This is a genomic window from Streptococcus sp. Marseille-Q7156 (assembly GCF_965119495.1).
The window spans coordinates 966136-981417 of sequence record NZ_CBCPLU010000001.1 but is presented as its reverse complement, the minus strand read 5'-3'; the positions used below and the strand labels follow the sequence as shown (position 1 = coordinate 981417).

10 protein-coding genes and 1 tRNA gene are annotated in these 15282 nt (G+C 41.3%); 8 read left to right on the top strand and 3 right to left on the bottom strand.

Annotation, left to right across the window (positions count from 1 at the left end):
- The 6 genes from ACWPV5_RS04570 (at position 1) to ftsY (ending at position 7490) form a co-directional block, all read left to right on the top strand.
- Positions 1-72 (top strand) — tRNA-Arg (locus ACWPV5_RS04570).
- 287 nt (positions 73-359) lie between these two features.
- Entirely contained in the window at positions 360-1058 is a 699-nt protein-coding gene (gene rnc, locus ACWPV5_RS04565; protein ID WP_000661480.1) for a ribonuclease III, read from the top strand.
- Positions 1049-4588 carry a chromosome segregation protein SMC gene (gene smc, locus ACWPV5_RS04560; protein WP_219966726.1) on the top strand — a complete coding sequence of 1180 codons (3540 nt, stop codon included), beginning with the start codon at positions 1049-1051 and terminating at the stop codon, positions 4586-4588. Before rnc ends, smc begins: the two co-directional genes overlap by 10 nt.
- Positions 4585-5379, top strand: coding sequence for a Cof-type HAD-IIB family hydrolase (locus tag ACWPV5_RS04555; RefSeq protein ID WP_219966725.1), 795 nt, complete (start codon positions 4585-4587; stop codon positions 5377-5379). The genes smc and ACWPV5_RS04555 overlap by 4 nt, the downstream gene beginning before the upstream one ends.
- A complete protein-coding gene (locus tag ACWPV5_RS04550; RefSeq protein ID WP_219966724.1) occupies positions 5379-6197 on the top strand; it encodes a Cof-type HAD-IIB family hydrolase in 819 nt (272 codons plus the stop codon). The genes ACWPV5_RS04555 and ACWPV5_RS04550 overlap by 1 nt, the downstream gene beginning before the upstream one ends.
- 3 nt (positions 6198-6200) lie before the next feature.
- Positions 6201-7490 (top strand): signal recognition particle-docking protein FtsY, encoded by a 1290-nt coding sequence (ftsY, locus tag ACWPV5_RS04545; RefSeq protein WP_023944184.1) that lies wholly within the window; start codon positions 6201-6203, stop codon positions 7488-7490.
- A 45-nt stretch (positions 7491-7535) separates the two neighbouring features.
- On the opposite strand, the gene zwf is transcribed toward ftsY, so the two are convergent.
- The 3 genes from zwf to ACWPV5_RS04530 all read right to left on the bottom strand — a co-directional run bounded on the left by zwf (position 7536) and on the right by ACWPV5_RS04530 (position 12079).
- Positions 7536-9023 (bottom strand): glucose-6-phosphate dehydrogenase, encoded by a 1488-nt coding sequence (zwf, locus tag ACWPV5_RS04540; protein WP_454382555.1) that lies wholly within the window; start codon positions 9021-9023, stop codon positions 7536-7538.
- A 150-nt stretch (positions 9024-9173) separates the two neighbouring features.
- A complete protein-coding gene (locus ACWPV5_RS04535; protein ID WP_001096322.1) occupies positions 9174-9914 on the bottom strand; it encodes an amino acid ABC transporter ATP-binding protein in 741 nt (246 codons plus the stop codon).
- The gene (locus ACWPV5_RS04530; protein WP_153196888.1) at positions 9914-12079 is read right to left on the bottom strand and encodes an ABC transporter substrate-binding protein/permease; all 2166 of its coding nucleotides are present in this window, start codon (positions 12077-12079) and stop codon (positions 9914-9916) included. Before ACWPV5_RS04530 ends, ACWPV5_RS04535 begins: the two co-directional genes overlap by 1 nt.
- Before the next feature lie 171 nt (positions 12080-12250).
- Here ACWPV5_RS04530 and ACWPV5_RS04525 point away from each other — a divergent pair, with 171 nt between their 5' ends.
- Positions 12251-13204, top strand: a complete 954-nt coding sequence (locus ACWPV5_RS04525) for a CPBP family intramembrane metalloprotease (protein WP_261193728.1) — start codon at positions 12251-12253, stop codon at positions 13202-13204.
- Between the two features lie 76 nt (positions 13205-13280).
- Complete coding sequence (gene uvrB, locus ACWPV5_RS04520) at positions 13281-15269, top strand: excinuclease ABC subunit UvrB (RefSeq protein WP_454382552.1); 1989 nt, start codon at positions 13281-13283, stop codon at positions 15267-15269.
- The last annotated feature ends 13 nt before the right edge of the window (positions 15270-15282 follow it).

The following is a 15282-nucleotide window of genomic DNA, read 5'->3' as shown; positions in this document are numbered from 1 at the left end:
CCACCCTTAGTGTAATGGATATCACGTAAGATTCCGGTTCTTGAGATGGGGGTTCGATTCCCTCAGGGTGGATGTAAATATCCTAAAAAGCCTTTAATAGGGCTTTTTGTTTATCCTGCCTCAAATTTGCCTCTAATACTCTTCGAAAATCAAATTCAAACCACGTCAACGTCGCCTTGTCGTACTCAAGTACAGCCTGCGGCTAGTTTCCTAGTTTGCTTTTTGATTTTCATTGAGTATAAAGCTGAAAATCTCTTTTTAAAGAATGCCCAAATCACTTCCAGTCCCGTTTTAAAGTGACTCAGGGAGCTTTTTTTGATATAATAAAAAGGACTGTTATCAGTTAGAAAGAGGTTGGTATGAAAGAATTACAAACTGTACTAAAGAACCATTTTGCAATCGAATTTGCAGACAAAAAGTTACTGGAAACTGCCTTTACTCATACGAGTTATGCCAATGAGCACCGCCTCTTAAAAATTTCACACAATGAACGCTTGGAATTTTTAGGAGACGCTGTTCTACAGTTATTGATTTCAGAATATCTGTATAAAAAATATCCTAAAAAGCCTGAGGGTGACTTGTCTAAACTCCGTGCCATGATTGTCCGTGAGGAGAGTTTGGCTGGTTTTGCGCGTGATTGCCAGTTTGATCAATTTATCAAGTTGGGTAAAGGGGAAGAAAAATCTGGTGGTCGCAATCGTGATACCATTCTTGGTGATGCCTTTGAAGCCTTTCTTGGTGCCCTTCTTTTGGACAAGGATGTGGCCAAGGTTAAGGAATTCATCTATCAAGTCATGATTCCTAAGGTCGAAGCAGGCGAGTTTGAGATGATTACAGACTACAAAACCCATCTCCAAGAGTTACTTCAGGTCAATGGCGATGTGGCTATTCGTTATCAGGTGATTTCTGAAACGGGTCCTGCCCACGATAAGGTCTTTGATGTAGAAGTTCTTGTCGAAGGTAAGAGCATTGGTCAAGGTCAAGGTCGTTCTAAGAAACTAGCAGAGCAGGAAGCTGCCAAAAATGCCGTTGAGAAAGGGCTGGATTCATGTATTTAAAGGAAATCGAAATTCAGGGATTCAAGTCTTTTGCTGATAAGACTAAGGTCGTCTTTGACCAAGGGGTGACGGCAGTTGTTGGACCCAATGGCTCTGGAAAGTCGAATATTACAGAAAGTCTGCGTTGGGCCTTGGGGGAGTCAAGTGTTAAGAGTCTCCGTGGGGGCAAGATGCCGGATGTCATCTTTGCTGGAACAGAAAGTCGCAAACCGCTCAATTATGCTTCTGTAGTTGTGACTTTGGATAATCATGACGGATTTATCAAGGACGCTGGTCAAGAAATCAGGGTAGAACGTCATATCTACCGTAGTGGAGATAGCGAATACAAGATTGACGGCAAGAAAGTCCGTCTGCGTGATATTCATGACCTTTTCTTGGATACAGGTTTGGGACGAGATTCCTTCTCTATCATTTCCCAAGGGAAGGTTGAGGAGATTTTCAACTCCAAGCCTGAAGAACGCAGAGCTATTTTTGAAGAAGCTGCTGGAGTTTTGAAATACAAGACTCGCAGAAAAGAAACTGAGAGTAAACTACAACAAACTCAGGATAATCTAGACCGCTTAGAGGACATTATCTACGAGTTGGACAATCAAATCAAGCCTCTTGAGAAGCAAGCTGAGAATGCCCGTAAGTTTTTAGACTTGGAAGGTCAACGCAAGGCTATTTATTTAGACGTGCTGGTTGCTCAAATCAAGGAAAATAAGGCTGAACTAGAGTTGACAGAAGAAGAGTTGGCACAGGTTCAGGAACTATTGACTAGTTATTACCAAAAGCGTGAAAAATTAGAAGAAGAAAACCAAACTCTTAAAAAGCAACGCCAAGATTTACAGGCTGAAATGACCAAAGACCAAGGCAGTTTGATGGATTTGACCAGTCTGATTAGTGATTTAGAGAGAAAATTAGCCCTATCGAAATTAGAATCTGAGCAAGTAGCCCTGAATCAACAGGAAGCACAAGCCCGTTTGGCTGCTTTGGAGGATAAGAGAAAGGCTCTAAGTCAGGAAAAGGCTGAAAAAGAAAGCTCTTTAGCCCTTTTAGAAGAAAATCTAGTCCAAAATAATCAAAAACTCAATCGTTTAGAAGCTGAATTGCTAGCTTTTTCAGATGATCCTGATCAAATGATTGAACTCTTACGTGAACGTTTTGTGGCGCTTTTACAGGAAGAAGCGGATGTCTCAAACCAACTGACCCGTATTGAGAATGAGTTGGAAAATAGTCGTCAGCTTTCTCAAAAACAAGCAGATCAATTAGAAAAGCTGAAAGAACAGCTGGCTACAGCCAAAGAGAAGGCTAGTCAGCAAAAAGACGAGCTTGAAACTGCTAAGGAGCAGGTTCAAAAATTATTGGCTGACTACCAAGCTATTGCCAAGGAGCAAGAGGAGCAGAAAACTTCCTATCAAGCTCAACAAAATCAACTTTTTGACCGTCTGGATAGTCTCAAAAACAAGCAGGCTAGAGCCCAAAGTTTGGAAAATATCCTGAGAAATCATAGTAACTTTTATGCAGGTGTTAAGAGTGTTCTCCAAGAAAAAGACCGCCTTGGTGGTATTATTGGGGCAGTCAGTGAGCATCTGACCTTTGATGTGCATTATCAAACTGCTCTAGAGATTGCGCTTGGAGCCAGCAGTCAGCATATCATCGTGGAAGATGAAAACGCGGCAACCAAGGCGATTGATTTCCTTAAACGAAACAGAGCTGGTCGTGCAACCTTCCTTCCTTTAACGACTATCAAGACGCGTACGATTTCTAGTCAGAATCAAGATGCTATTGCTGCAAGTCCAGGATTTCTGGGCATGGCAGATGAGTTAGTTACTTTCGATACTAGACTGGAAGCCATTTTCAAGAACTTGCTAGCTACGACGGCTATTTTTGATACTGTAGAACATGCGCGTGAAGCTGCTCGCCAGGTTCGTTATCAGGTTCGCATGGTGACATTGGACGGGACAGAGTTGCGCACAGGTGGTTCCTATGCGGGTGGAGCCAATCGCCAGAATAACAGTATTTTTATCAAGCCAGAACTGGAACAATTACAAAAAGAAATTGCTGAAGAAGAAGCAAGCTTGCGTACAGATGAAGGGAGTTTGAAGAACTTGCAAGATGAGATGGTTTCATTGACAGAAAGATTAGAAGCCATCAAATCTCAAGGTGAGCAGGCTCGTATTAAGGAGCAGGGCTTGTCCCTCGCTTATCAGCAGACTTGTCAACAAGTTGAAGAGCTAGAAACTCTTTGGAAACTTCAAGAAGAGGAATTAGATCGTCTTTCTGATGGAGATTGGCAAGCGGATAAGGAAAAATGCCAAGAGCGCCTTGCTACTATCGCCAGCGACAAGCAAAATCTGGAAGCTGAGATTGAAGAGATTAAGTCTAACAAAAATGCCATCCAAGAACGCTATCAAAACTTGCAGGAAGAGGTAGCTCAAGCTCGCTTGCTTAAGACAGAACTGCAAGGACAAAAACGTTACGAAGTTGCGGATATTGAACGTTTAGGCAAAGAATTGGACAATTTAGATATCGAACAAGAGGAAATCCAGCGCCTTCTTCAAGAAAAGGTTGATAATCTGGAGAAGGTTGATACAGAATTGCTCAGTCAACAGGCTGAAGAAGCCAAAAACCAGAAAACAAATCTTCAACAAGGTTTAATTCGCAAGCAGTTTGAGTTGGATGATATCGAGGGTCAACTGGATGATATTGCTAGTCATTTGGATCAGGCTCGCCAGCAGAATGAAGAGTGGATTCGCAAGCAAACTCGTGCTGAAGCCAAGAAAGAAAAGGTCAGCGAGCGCTTGCGCCATCTACAAAGTCAATTAACAGACCAGTATCAGATTAGCTATACAGAAGCTTTAGAAAAGTCTCATGAGTTGGAAAATCTCAATCTGGCGGAGCAAGAGGTTAAAGATTTAGAGAAGGCTATTCGCTCACTGGGTCCTGTCAATTTGGAAGCTATTGAACAGTATGAAGAAGTCTACAACCGTCTAGATTTCCTAAATAGCCAGCGAGATGATATTTTGTCAGCGAAAAACCTGCTTCTAGAAACTATCACAGAGATGAATGATGAGGTCAAGGAACGCTTTAAATCAACCTTTGAGGCTATTCGTGAATCCTTTAAAGTGACCTTCAAGCAGATGTTTGGTGGAGGTCAAGCAGACCTGATTTTGACTGAGGGAGACTTGCTGACAGCTGGGGTTGAGATTTCAGTCCAACCACCAGGTAAGAAAATTCAGTCGCTTAATCTGATGAGTGGTGGTGAAAAAGCCTTATCAGCTCTTGCTTTGCTCTTCTCTATCATTCGAGTTAAGACTATCCCGTTTGTTATCTTGGATGAGGTAGAGGCTGCACTGGATGAAGCTAATGTTAAGCGTTTTGGGGATTACCTCAACCGCTTTGACAAGGACAGCCAGTTCATCGTCGTAACCCACCGTAAGGGAACCATGGCAGCGGCTGACTCTATCTATGGAGTGACTATGCAAGAATCAGGTGTCTCAAAAATTGTTTCGGTGAAGTTAAAAGATTTAGAAAGTATTGAAGGATGACAATTAAACTAGTAGCAACAGATATGGACGGAACCTTCCTAGATGAGAATGGACGCTTTGATATGGACCGCCTCAAGTCTCTCTTGGTTTCTTATAAGGAAAAAGGGATTTACTTTGCGGTGGCTTCGGGGCGCGGATTTCTGTCTCTAGAAAAATTATTTGCTGATGTTCGTGACGACATTATTTTCATCGCGGAAAATGGCAGTTTGGTAGAGTATCGAGGTCAATACTTGTATGAAGCGACCATGTCTCGTGAGTTTTATCTGGCAACTTTTGAAAAGCTGAAAACGTCACCTTATGTAGATATCAATAAATTGCTCTTGACGGGGAAAAAAGGCTCTTATGTGCTAGATACAGTTGATGAGACTTATTTAAAAGTGAGTCAGCACTATAATGAAAATATCCAAAAAGTAGCGAGTTTGGAAGATATCACAGATGACATTTTCAAATTTACAACCAACTTCACAGAAGAAACGCTGGAAGCTGGGGAGGCTTGGGTAAACGAAAACGTGCCTGGTGTTAAGGCCATGACAACTGGCTTTGAATCCATTGATATTGTTCTGGACTATGTCGATAAGGGTGTGGCTATTGTTGAATTAGCTAAAAAACTTGGCATCAAAATGGGTCAGGTTATGGCTTTTGGAGACAATCTAAATGATTTGCACATGATGCAGGTTGTGGGACATCCTGTAGCTCCTGAAAATGCACGACCTGAAATTTTAGAATTAGCAGAGACAGTAATTGGTCACCATAAGGACCAGTCGGTTATAGCTTATATGGAGGGCTTATAATGGCAGATATAAAATTGATTGCATTGGACTTGGATGGGACCTTGCTGACTACTGATAAAAGGCTGACGGATCGTACCAAGGCAATCTTGAAAACTGCGCGTGATCGTGGTATCAAGGTCGTATTGACAACTGGTCGTCCCTTAAAAGCTATGGATTTCTTTCTCCATGAGCTAGGGACTGACGGCCATGAAGATGAGTATACGATTACTTTTAATGGTGGTTTGGTTCAGAAAAATACAGGTGAAATCCTTGATAAGACAGTCTTTTCATATGATGATGTAGCACGCTTGTATGAAGAAACAGAGAAATTATCACTGCCTCTTGATGCCATTTCAGAAGGAACTGTTTATCAAATCCAATCTGACCAAGAAAGTCTTTATGCCAAATTTAATCCAGCATTGACCTTTGTTCCAGTGGACTTTGCAGACTTGTCTAGTCAAATGACCTACAACAAATGCGTGACTGCCTTTGCTCAAGAACCCTTGGATGCAGCCATTCAGAAGATTTCTCCAGAATTGTTTGACCAATATGAAATCTTTAAATCACGTGAAATGTTGCTAGAGTGGTCACCAAAGAATGTTCACAAAGCAACAGGTTTAGCCAAACTAATCAGCCATCTGGGAATCGATCAAAGCCAAGTGATGGCCTGTGGAGATGAGGCCAATGATTTGTCTATGATTGAGTGGGCAGGACTCGGTGTTGCCATGCAAAATGCTGTTCCTGAAGTCAAGGCAGTAGCAAATGTAGTGACACCAATGACCAATGATGAAGAGGCTGTCGCCTGGGCTATCGAAGAATACGTGTTAAAGGAGAACTAAGATATGGGATTATTTGACCGTCTATTCGGAAAAAAAGAAGAACCTAAAATCGAAGAAGTTGTAAAAGAAGCTCTGGAAAATCTTGATCTATCAGAAGATGTTGAGCCTGCCTTAACAGAAGCTGAGGAAGTTCCTCATGAAGAAGCAGAAGTTGAAAGTTCTGAAGAAGCTGTGTTTGAAGAAGACGAAAATCAAGAGACAGTTGAAGAAAATAACAATTTAGAGCCAGTTGTAGAAGTTCAACAAGAAGAAGTCAATGAATTTCCAAACTCAGAAGAAGTCCCAGAGGAAGAGAATACTGAGCTCCTAGAGATTGTAGAAGAAAATAGTTCTGAAGTGCTTGAACCAGAAAGGTCTCAGGCAGAAGAAACTGTTCAGGAAAAATATGACCGCAGTCTCAAGAAAACTCGTACAGGATTTGGTGCCCGTTTGAATGCCTTCTTTGCTAACTTCCGCTCTGTTGACGAAGAATTCTTCGAGGAATTGGAAGAACTGCTGATTATGAGTGACGTTGGTGTCCAGGTAGCTTCTAATTTAACTGAGGAACTACGCTACGAAGCCAAGCTTGAAAACGCCAAAAAACCTGATGCACTACGCCGTGTCATTATTGAGAAATTGGTTGAGCTTTATGAAAAGGATGGCAACTATGATGAAAGCATCCACTTCCAAGAGGGTTTGACAGTTATGCTCTTTGTTGGTGTTAATGGTGTTGGGAAAACAACTTCTATTGGGAAACTAGCCCACCGCTACAAACAAGCAGGTAAGAAGGTCATGTTGGTTGCGGCAGATACCTTCCGCGCAGGGGCAGTAGCCCAGCTAGCTGAATGGGGTCGTCGTGTGGACGTTCCAGTTGTGACTGGACCTGAAAAAGCTGACCCAGCCAGTGTAGTCTTTGATGGCATGGAACGTGCTGTAGCTGAAGGTATCGATATTCTTATGATTGACACCGCTGGTCGTCTGCAAAATAAGGATAACCTTATGGCTGAGTTGGAAAAGATTGGTCGTATCATCAAACGTGTTGTACCAGAAGCACCGCATGAAACCTTCTTGGCACTTGATGCATCAACAGGTCAAAACGCTCTTGTACAGGCCAAAGAATTTTCAAAAATCACGCCATTAACTGGAATTGTCTTGACTAAGATTGATGGAACTGCTCGAGGTGGTGTGGTTCTAGCTATCCGTGAAGAACTCAATATTCCTGTAAAATTGATTGGATTTGGTGAAAAAATCGATGATATTGGAGAGTTTAACTCAGAAAACTTTATGAAGGGTCTCTTGGAAGGCTTAATCTAATCAGAAGCAAAAATCCTGCAAGGTACAAACTTGCAGGAAATTTTTTTATTCTAAACGACCATCTTGACGATAGGCGATATCTGGTTGCCAAGTCCATTTGGCACCGAATTTTTCAAGTAGATCAAAGCTAGCTTGAGGTCCCATGCTTCCAGCTTTATAGTCATGAAGTGGGGCACCATTTTCAGCCCAGAGTTCTTCGATACGGTCAATCAATTTCCATGACGCACCAACTTCATCCCAGTGGCTAAAGTTAGTTGAGTTATTATTTAGGACATCATAAATCAATTTCTCGTATGGTTCTGGAGAAGCACCAGTTGCGGTCGCGTCTGTACGGTAATCAAGTGAGTTCGGAGCTAAGCTGAATTCTTCTCCTACTTGCTTCCCATTTAGGCTAAGAGAGAAGCCTTCTGTTGGTTGGATATAGATGGTCAAAATGTTTGGAGCAAGTGGTTCTCCAAAGATAGAATCCATTTGTTTAAAGACGATGTTGACATGAGTTCCTTTTTCAGTCAGACGTTTACCAGTACGGAAGAAGAAAGGAACACCACGGAAGCGATCGCTATCTACAAAGAAAGCACCAGATGCAAAGGTTTCAGTTGTTGATTCTGGATTTACATTTGGCTCGCTACGGTAAGAGATGTATTTCATTCCATCAATCTTACCTGAACGGTATTGACCACGGATAAAGTGTTCTTTAAGCTCTTCATCTGTTGGATGATAGAGGTTTTTAAAGACCTTAATCTTCTCAGCGCGAATCTCGTCCTTTGTGAAGCTTGCTGGCTTGTCCATGGCAAGGAGAGAAAGGAGTTGTAGAGTGTGGTTTTGAACCATGTCACGGAGGGCACCAGATTCATCATAGTAGCCACCACGTTCTTCTACGCCTAAGCGCTCAGCAAAGGTAATTTGAACATTGTCGATAAAATCCTTGTTCCAAACGTTTTCAAAAATCAAGTTTGCAAAGCGAACTGCAAAGATACTTTGGATCATTTCCTTACCAAGATAATGGTCAATACGGAAAATTTGTTCTTCGTCAAATGTTGCTAGGAGCTCGTCATTCAACTTGCTTGCGCTTGCGTAATCTGTACCAAACGGTTTTTCAACGATTAAACGCTCAAAACCTTTACCGTCTACGATGTTTTCAGACTTGAGGTGTTTGGCAATAGTTCCAAAGAACTGAGGTGCCATAGACAAGAAGAAGAGTTTGTTGTCTTCAGCTTGGTACTTGTCATTTAGTTCAGCCTGCAATTGACGCAAAGAAATGTAGTGTTCTGTATCATTGACATCATGACTTTGATAGTAGAAGTGGCTAGCGAACTCTTGAGCCTGTTCGGTACTATCTGCCAAATCAAGGATAGATTCGACAACAACAGATTCAAAATATTCCTTGCTCCAAGGACGACGGGCAGTTCCAATAACTGCAAAGTGCTTGGAAAGATTGCCGGATTTATAAAGTCTAAAAAGGGAAGGGTAGAGCTTGCGTTTAGCCAGGTCTCCACTCGCACCGAAAATTGTAACAATAACCTTAGATGACATCTAGCTACCTAATTTCTATTTTTATTCCTAGTCTTGCTAGGTATGAGGAAATCTCATTTCATAAACTTAATTCTAACATAATTTTCCGAAAAATCAAAAAATCCAATACGAGATAGAAAAAAACTGCAAGGAAATCCTTACAGTTTAAGTTTAGACGTTTAAGACCTTGTCCAAGAACTCTTTCAGACGTGGGTGTTGAGGGTTATCAAAGATTTGATCAGGTGTTCCGTCTTCAAGGAATTCACCATCTGCAGTAAAGATAACGCGGTTGGCAACCTGACGAGCAAATCCCATCTCATGGGTTACGATAATCATGGTCATGCCTTGTTCAGCCAATTCCTTCATAACGTTTAGTACGTCTCCGACCATCTCAGGGTCAAGGGCAGAAGTTGGTTCATCAAAGAGCATGATGTCTGGATTCATTGCTAGTCCACGAGCGATGGCCACGCGTTGTTTTTGACCTCCTGATAGGCTATCTGGGTTAGCATTAGCTTTATCTGCTAGCCCAACTTTGTCAAGCAACTCCATTCCCAATTTCTCAGCTTCTTCCTTAGTCATCAACTTGTGCTCAATAGGAGCAAAGGTAATGTTGTCCAATACAGACATGTGTGGGAAGAGGTTGAAGTGTTGGAAAACCATTCCGATATTTTCACGGACGTGGTCAACGTTGGTAGTTTTTTCAGTTAAGTCATAACCGTTCACAGTGATGTGACCGCTAGTGACTTCTTCTAGAAGATTAAGGCTACGGAGGAAGGTTGACTTACCAGAACCTGAAGGACCGATGATACAAACAACATCTCCTTCATAGAACTTAGTCGTAATTCCTTTTAGGACCTTATTTTTTCCATATTGCTTATGTAAGTCATTTACATCAATTTTTAATTTTGCCATTAACGAATCCTCTTTTCTAAGCGTTTCGCTAGTCTAGTCAAAAGTGTGATAATTACAAGATAGAAGATAGCAAGGATTGCATACATCTTGAAACTTTGGTAGTTACGGGCAATGATAATTTTACCAGTTTGGAAGAGTTCAACCAAACCGATAGCAGATACGATGGTTGTATCTTTAAGAGCGATAACGAATTGGTTAACAAAGTTTGGCAACATCAATTTAGTTGCTTGTGGCAAGATAATCTTACGCATGGTTTTTCCATAAGAGATACCCAAGCTTCGGCTGGCTTCCATTTGGCCAACTGGAACGGCCTGAATACCACCACGAACGATTTCAGCGATATAAGCTGCTGCGTTGAGTGAGAGGGCAATAGTACCAGCTACGAAGTCGTTAATTGGACTTTGTTGGCCTGTGATGGACTCGATGAAGTTTGGAATACCCCAGAAGATGAAGGCTGCAAGAATCATCAATGGAATACCACGGATAACGTCAACGAAAATTTCAGAGATTACACGAAGAGATTTGTATGGGCTAACGCTAAACATACCGAAGATAATCCCGATAACAATGGCAATAGCAAATGAGATAAGAGCTAGAGCAAGAGTGATACCAAGCCCACTAAGGAGTTGTTTGTAGTTGTTTTGAAGCAAGCCCCAGATAGTTGTCTCATCAACAGTGCTTGTTGAAGCAGATGAAGATTCGCTAGCTAGGTATTTATCAAGAATCTTTTGGAATTCCCCGTTTGCTTTAAGATTTGCAAGTCCGTTGTTGAACATTTCAATCAATTCTGGATTTGCTCCTTTTTTAACGGCAAAAGCTGTTTCACCGATTGGAGTTCCAGCGATTGGAGTTTTCAATTTTTGACCTTGGCTGATAGAATATTTGAGAACAGGTTCATCATCCATAACGGCATCGATTGCCCCAGTGTTTAAACTGTCATACATTGAAGAACCATCAGCAAAAGTTTTGATTTTGTAACCGTATTTGCTTTGATTTTCTGTTAGGAAGGTTTGAGAAGCAGTTCCGTTTTTAACACCGACTGTCTTCCCTTTCAAGTCTTCATAAGAAGCAATAGTGCTTGATTCTTTGACACCAAGGATAGTATTAGCAGTGTAGTATGATTCTGAGAAGTCAAAAGTTGCCTTACGAGCATCTGTAACAGACATACCAGCAATGATACCATCTGCTTGACCAGCTTGGACAGCGCTGATAGCTGCATCAAAACCAGGGTTGGTAATTTCAATTTCAAAACCTTGGTCTTTAGCGATTGCCTTAATCAAATCCATATCAATACCAGTAAATTGGTTGCTTGAGTTTTGGAAAACAAAAGGTGCAAAAGAAGAATCGCTGGCAATGATGTATTTAGCCTTAACAGGAATGGCTTTTAATCCTGCTAGGGTAGTTGTAGTTGGTACTGCTGAAGATGATGAAGCAGTCCATTTCTTGATGATTTTATCAAGACTACCATCTTTTTTCATTTCAGCCAAGGCTTGGTTAAATTCAGTAACTAGGTGCTCGTATTTACTTCCTTTCTTCACACCGAAAGCAAAACTACCTACAGCTTCACCATCCATTTCAATATGGAGGTCTTGACCTTGGTTAATGGCATATTCGATAACAGGTTTGTCATCCATCATGGCATCAATGGCACCAGCACTCAAGCTGTTGTTCATCAAATCACCAGTATCAAATGTTTTAATGCTAAAACCGTATTTATCTTTGATTGTTTCAAGGAAACGTTGAGCGGCAGTTCCGTTTTTAACACCAACAGTTTTACCTTTTAATTGGTCATACTGACTAATCTTCTGTGCCTTTGTAGTTGCAATGACAACTTTTGTATCATAGTAAGTATCAGACATGGTGAAAACTTTTTCACGTTCTGCAGTTTTTGTCATTCCAGCCATGATAGCGTCAGCTTGACCAGCTTGAACCGCATTGACCGCTGCGTCAAATCCAGGATAGGACATCTGAATGTTCCATCCTTTAATCTCAGCGACTTTGTTAATAATGTCAACATCAATTCCTTTATAAGTTTGATCTGAATCTTTAAACTCAAAAGGTGCATAGGCGGTATCAGACACAATCTTAATTGTCTCTGCTTTCGCAATACCTAATGAGAAAATTGGGAATAAAATTAGCAAAAATGCTAGAAATTTTTTCTTCATTTTTAGTCTCCTTTTCCGAATATTTTCCCATTATATCAGAAAAAGTAAAAAAAGGCAAATTTTTATAGTTTTGTGTCAGAAAATATAACATTGTTTTTTCCTTTTCTTTCTTGAATTGCCACTATAAAGTGCTATAATAATAGTATATATAGAAGAAAAGAGGACAGGGATATGAAGAACAAAAGAATATTTAAAGACTTCCAAGCTTCAAAAATGAGTTTAAACATTTACACAAGCCCCTTGTTAGCCTTTGCTTTTGTCTTCATAGGAGAGTTTGTGGCTTATACTCTGTATGGTATTAGTTTGTTAGCTCTCATCGGACTTGCTAGAAATTTTGGAGAGGCTGGTCAAGCTTTTGCTACATACTTGCAGATTTTGCAGCAGAGCTTGATGGATAAAACAAGTGACTTTCATTTAATTTTAGATTTACTGGCCTTTGGTTTTATACTCAACACTGTGTTCAGATGGACTAAAAAAGTTGAGAAAAGACCTATTCGAACTTTGGGATTTTATAGAGAGAATTTCCTCAGCAATCTTCTGAAAGGATTTGGGCTAGGTCTGGCACTTTTTCTTCTTACTTTGTTAGGTTTAGTGGCCTTGGGGCAATATCGTTTTGAGTCCATTCACTTGAATCCTTATTCGCTTTTCTTTGTTATTTTTACCATTCCATTTTGGATTTTACAGGGGACAGCAGAAGAAGTAGTGTCGCGTACTTGGCTCCTTCCTCAATTGACTTCAAGAACCAATCTAAAACTAGCTGTTCTTATATCTAGCCTGTTCTTTACCCTGCTTCATGCGGGAAATTCTGGTCTCACCCCTCTATCTCTAGTGAATCTTTTTTTATTCGGAGTTGCCATGTCACTTTACCTCCTCAAAACTGATACAGTTTGGGGTGTTGCAGGTATTCATGGGGCTTGGAATTTTGCTCAGGGTAATCTCTTTGGGATTTTAGTTAGTGGTCAGTCTTCAGGAACCTCAATCATGAAATTTACTCCACAAGGCAATCAAGACTGGCTATCTGGTGGGTCTTTTGGTATTGAGGGTTCCATCATGTCCAGTATTATTTTGTTTCTACTGATTCTTTATCTCGCTTATCAATTAAAGAAAGAAAATGAAAGGATGTGACTTCGGTCCGTTCTTTTCTTCGTGAAAATGCTATAAGTATGCTAAAATAGGAATAGCATATGGAGAGAGGATTCTTATGATTAACCGCATTACAGATAATAAATTTAAACTAGTATCAAAATATCAACCATCAGGAGATCAACCTCAAGCTATCGAGCAGTTGGTTGACAATATCGAGGGTGGAGAAAAGGCTCAGATTCTGATGGGGGCGACTGGTACAGGGAAGACCTATACCATGAGTCAGGTTATTTCCAAAGTCAATAAACCAACTCTGGTCATCGCCCACAATAAGACTCTGGCAGGACAGCTCTATGGGGAGTTTAAAGAATTTTTCCCTGAAAATGCTGTTGAGTACTTCGTATCCTACTATGATTATTACCAACCTGAGGCCTATGTCCCTTCTAGCGATACCTACATTGAGAAGGATAGCTCGGTCAATGATGAGATTGACAAGCTTCGCCACTCAGCGACTTCAGCTCTTCTGGAGCGTAACGATGTCATCGTCGTAGCTTCTGTCTCTTGTATCTATGGTTTAGGTTCGCCCAAGGAATACGCTGATAGTGTCGTTAGTCTCCGTCCAGGTCTTGAAATTTCTCGTGATAAACTCTTGAATGACTTGGTTGATATTCAGTTTGAGCGAAATGATATTGATTTCCAACGCGGAAGATTTCGCGTTCGTGGGGATGTAGTGGAAATTTTCCCAGCCTCTCGTGATGAGCATGCCTTTCGAGTAGAATTTTTTGGAGACGAAATTGACCGTATTCGTGAAGTTGAGGCTTTGACAGGTCAGGTGTTGGGAGAAGTGGATCATTTGGCGATTTTCCCTGCGACACACTTTGTGACCAATGACGACCATATGGAAGTTGCCATTGCTAAAATTCAGACCGAATTAGAAGAGCAACTAGCTATCTTTGAGAAGGAAGGCAAATTGCTTGAAGCCCAACGTTTGAAACAGCGGACAGAGTATGATATCGAAATGTTGCGTGAGATGGGCTATACCAACGGAGTTGAAAACTATTCTCGCCACATGGATGGTCGTAGCGAAGGAGAGCCTCCTTATACGCTTCTCGACTTCTTCCCAGATGATTTCTTGATTATGATTGATGAGAGTCATATGACTATGGGGCAAATCAAGGGCATGTACAATGGAGACCGTTCGCGTAAGGAAATGCTGGTTAATTATGGTTTCCGTTTACCATCAGCCTTGGACAATCGTCCTTTACGTCGTGAGGAGTTTGAAAGTCATGTGCATCAGATTGTTTATGTTTCAGCAACACCAGGTGACTATGAAAATGAACAGACCGAGACAGTGATTGAGCAAATCATTCGTCCAACAGGACTCTTGGATCCTGAAGTGGAAGTCCGTCCGACTATGGGACAAATTGATGACCTCTTGGGTGAAATTAATGCCCGTGTTGAGAAGAATGAGCGTACCTTTATCACAACCTTAACCAAGAAAATGGCAGAGGACTTGACCGACTACTTCAAGGAAATGGGCATCAAGGTTAAGTACATGCACTCAGATATCAAAACCCTGGAGCGGACGGAAATTATCCGTGACCTGCGCTTGGGTGTCTTTGATGTCTTGGTCGGAATCAATCTGCTCCGTGAAGGGATTGATGTTCCTGAGGTAAGTTTGGTTGCCATTCTCGATGCTGACAAAGAAGGTTTCCTCCGTAACGAACGTGGACTCATACAGACCATTGGACGTGCTGCCCGTAACAGTGAAGGTCATGTCATCATGTATGCGGACACCGTTACCCAGTCTATGCAACGTGCTATCGATGAAACTGCCCGTCGTCGCAAAATCCAGATGGCTTATAATGAAGAACACGGTATCGTTCCACAAACCATCAAGAAAGAAATTCGTGACCTGATTGCTGTAACTAAGGCAGTTGCTAAGGAAGAGGACAAGGAAGTCGACATCAATAGCCTCAACAAGCAAGAACGTAAGGAACTAGTAAAGAAGCTCGAAAAACAAATGCAAGAAGCTGTCGAAGTGCTTGACTTTGAACTAGCAGCTCAGATACGTGATATGATGCTGGAAGTGAAGGCGTTGGGTTAGTGAAAGGAGAAAA

What these genes read in the sequence shown, in the direction of transcription:
- ACWPV5_RS04535 (WP_001096322.1), bottom strand. Translation starts at nt 9,914, where the DNA reads ATGGCAAAATTAAAAATTGATGTAAATGACTTACATAAGCAATATGGA.
- ACWPV5_RS04555 (WP_219966725.1), top strand. Translation starts at nt 4,585, where the DNA reads ATGACAATTAAACTAGTAGCAACAGATATGGACGGAACCTTCCTAGAT.
- ftsY (WP_023944184.1), top strand. Translation starts at nt 6,201, where the DNA reads ATGGGATTATTTGACCGTCTATTCGGAAAAAAAGAAGAACCTAAAATC.
- rnc (WP_000661480.1), top strand. Translation starts at nt 360, where the DNA reads ATGAAAGAATTACAAACTGTACTAAAGAACCATTTTGCAATCGAATTT.
- ACWPV5_RS04530 (WP_153196888.1), bottom strand. Translation starts at nt 12,079, where the DNA reads ATGAAGAAAAAATTTCTAGCATTTTTGCTAATTTTATTCCCAATTTTC.
- uvrB (WP_454382552.1), top strand. Translation starts at nt 13,281, where the DNA reads ATGATTAACCGCATTACAGATAATAAATTTAAACTAGTATCAAAATAT.
- ACWPV5_RS04525 (WP_261193728.1), top strand. Translation starts at nt 12,251, where the DNA reads ATGAAGAACAAAAGAATATTTAAAGACTTCCAAGCTTCAAAAATGAGT.
- zwf (WP_454382555.1), bottom strand. Translation starts at nt 9,023, where the DNA reads ATGTCATCTAAGGTTATTGTTACAATTTTCGGTGCGAGTGGAGACCTG.
- smc (WP_219966726.1), top strand. Translation starts at nt 1,049, where the DNA reads ATGTATTTAAAGGAAATCGAAATTCAGGGATTCAAGTCTTTTGCTGAT.
- ACWPV5_RS04550 (WP_219966724.1), top strand. Translation starts at nt 5,379, where the DNA reads ATGGCAGATATAAAATTGATTGCATTGGACTTGGATGGGACCTTGCTG.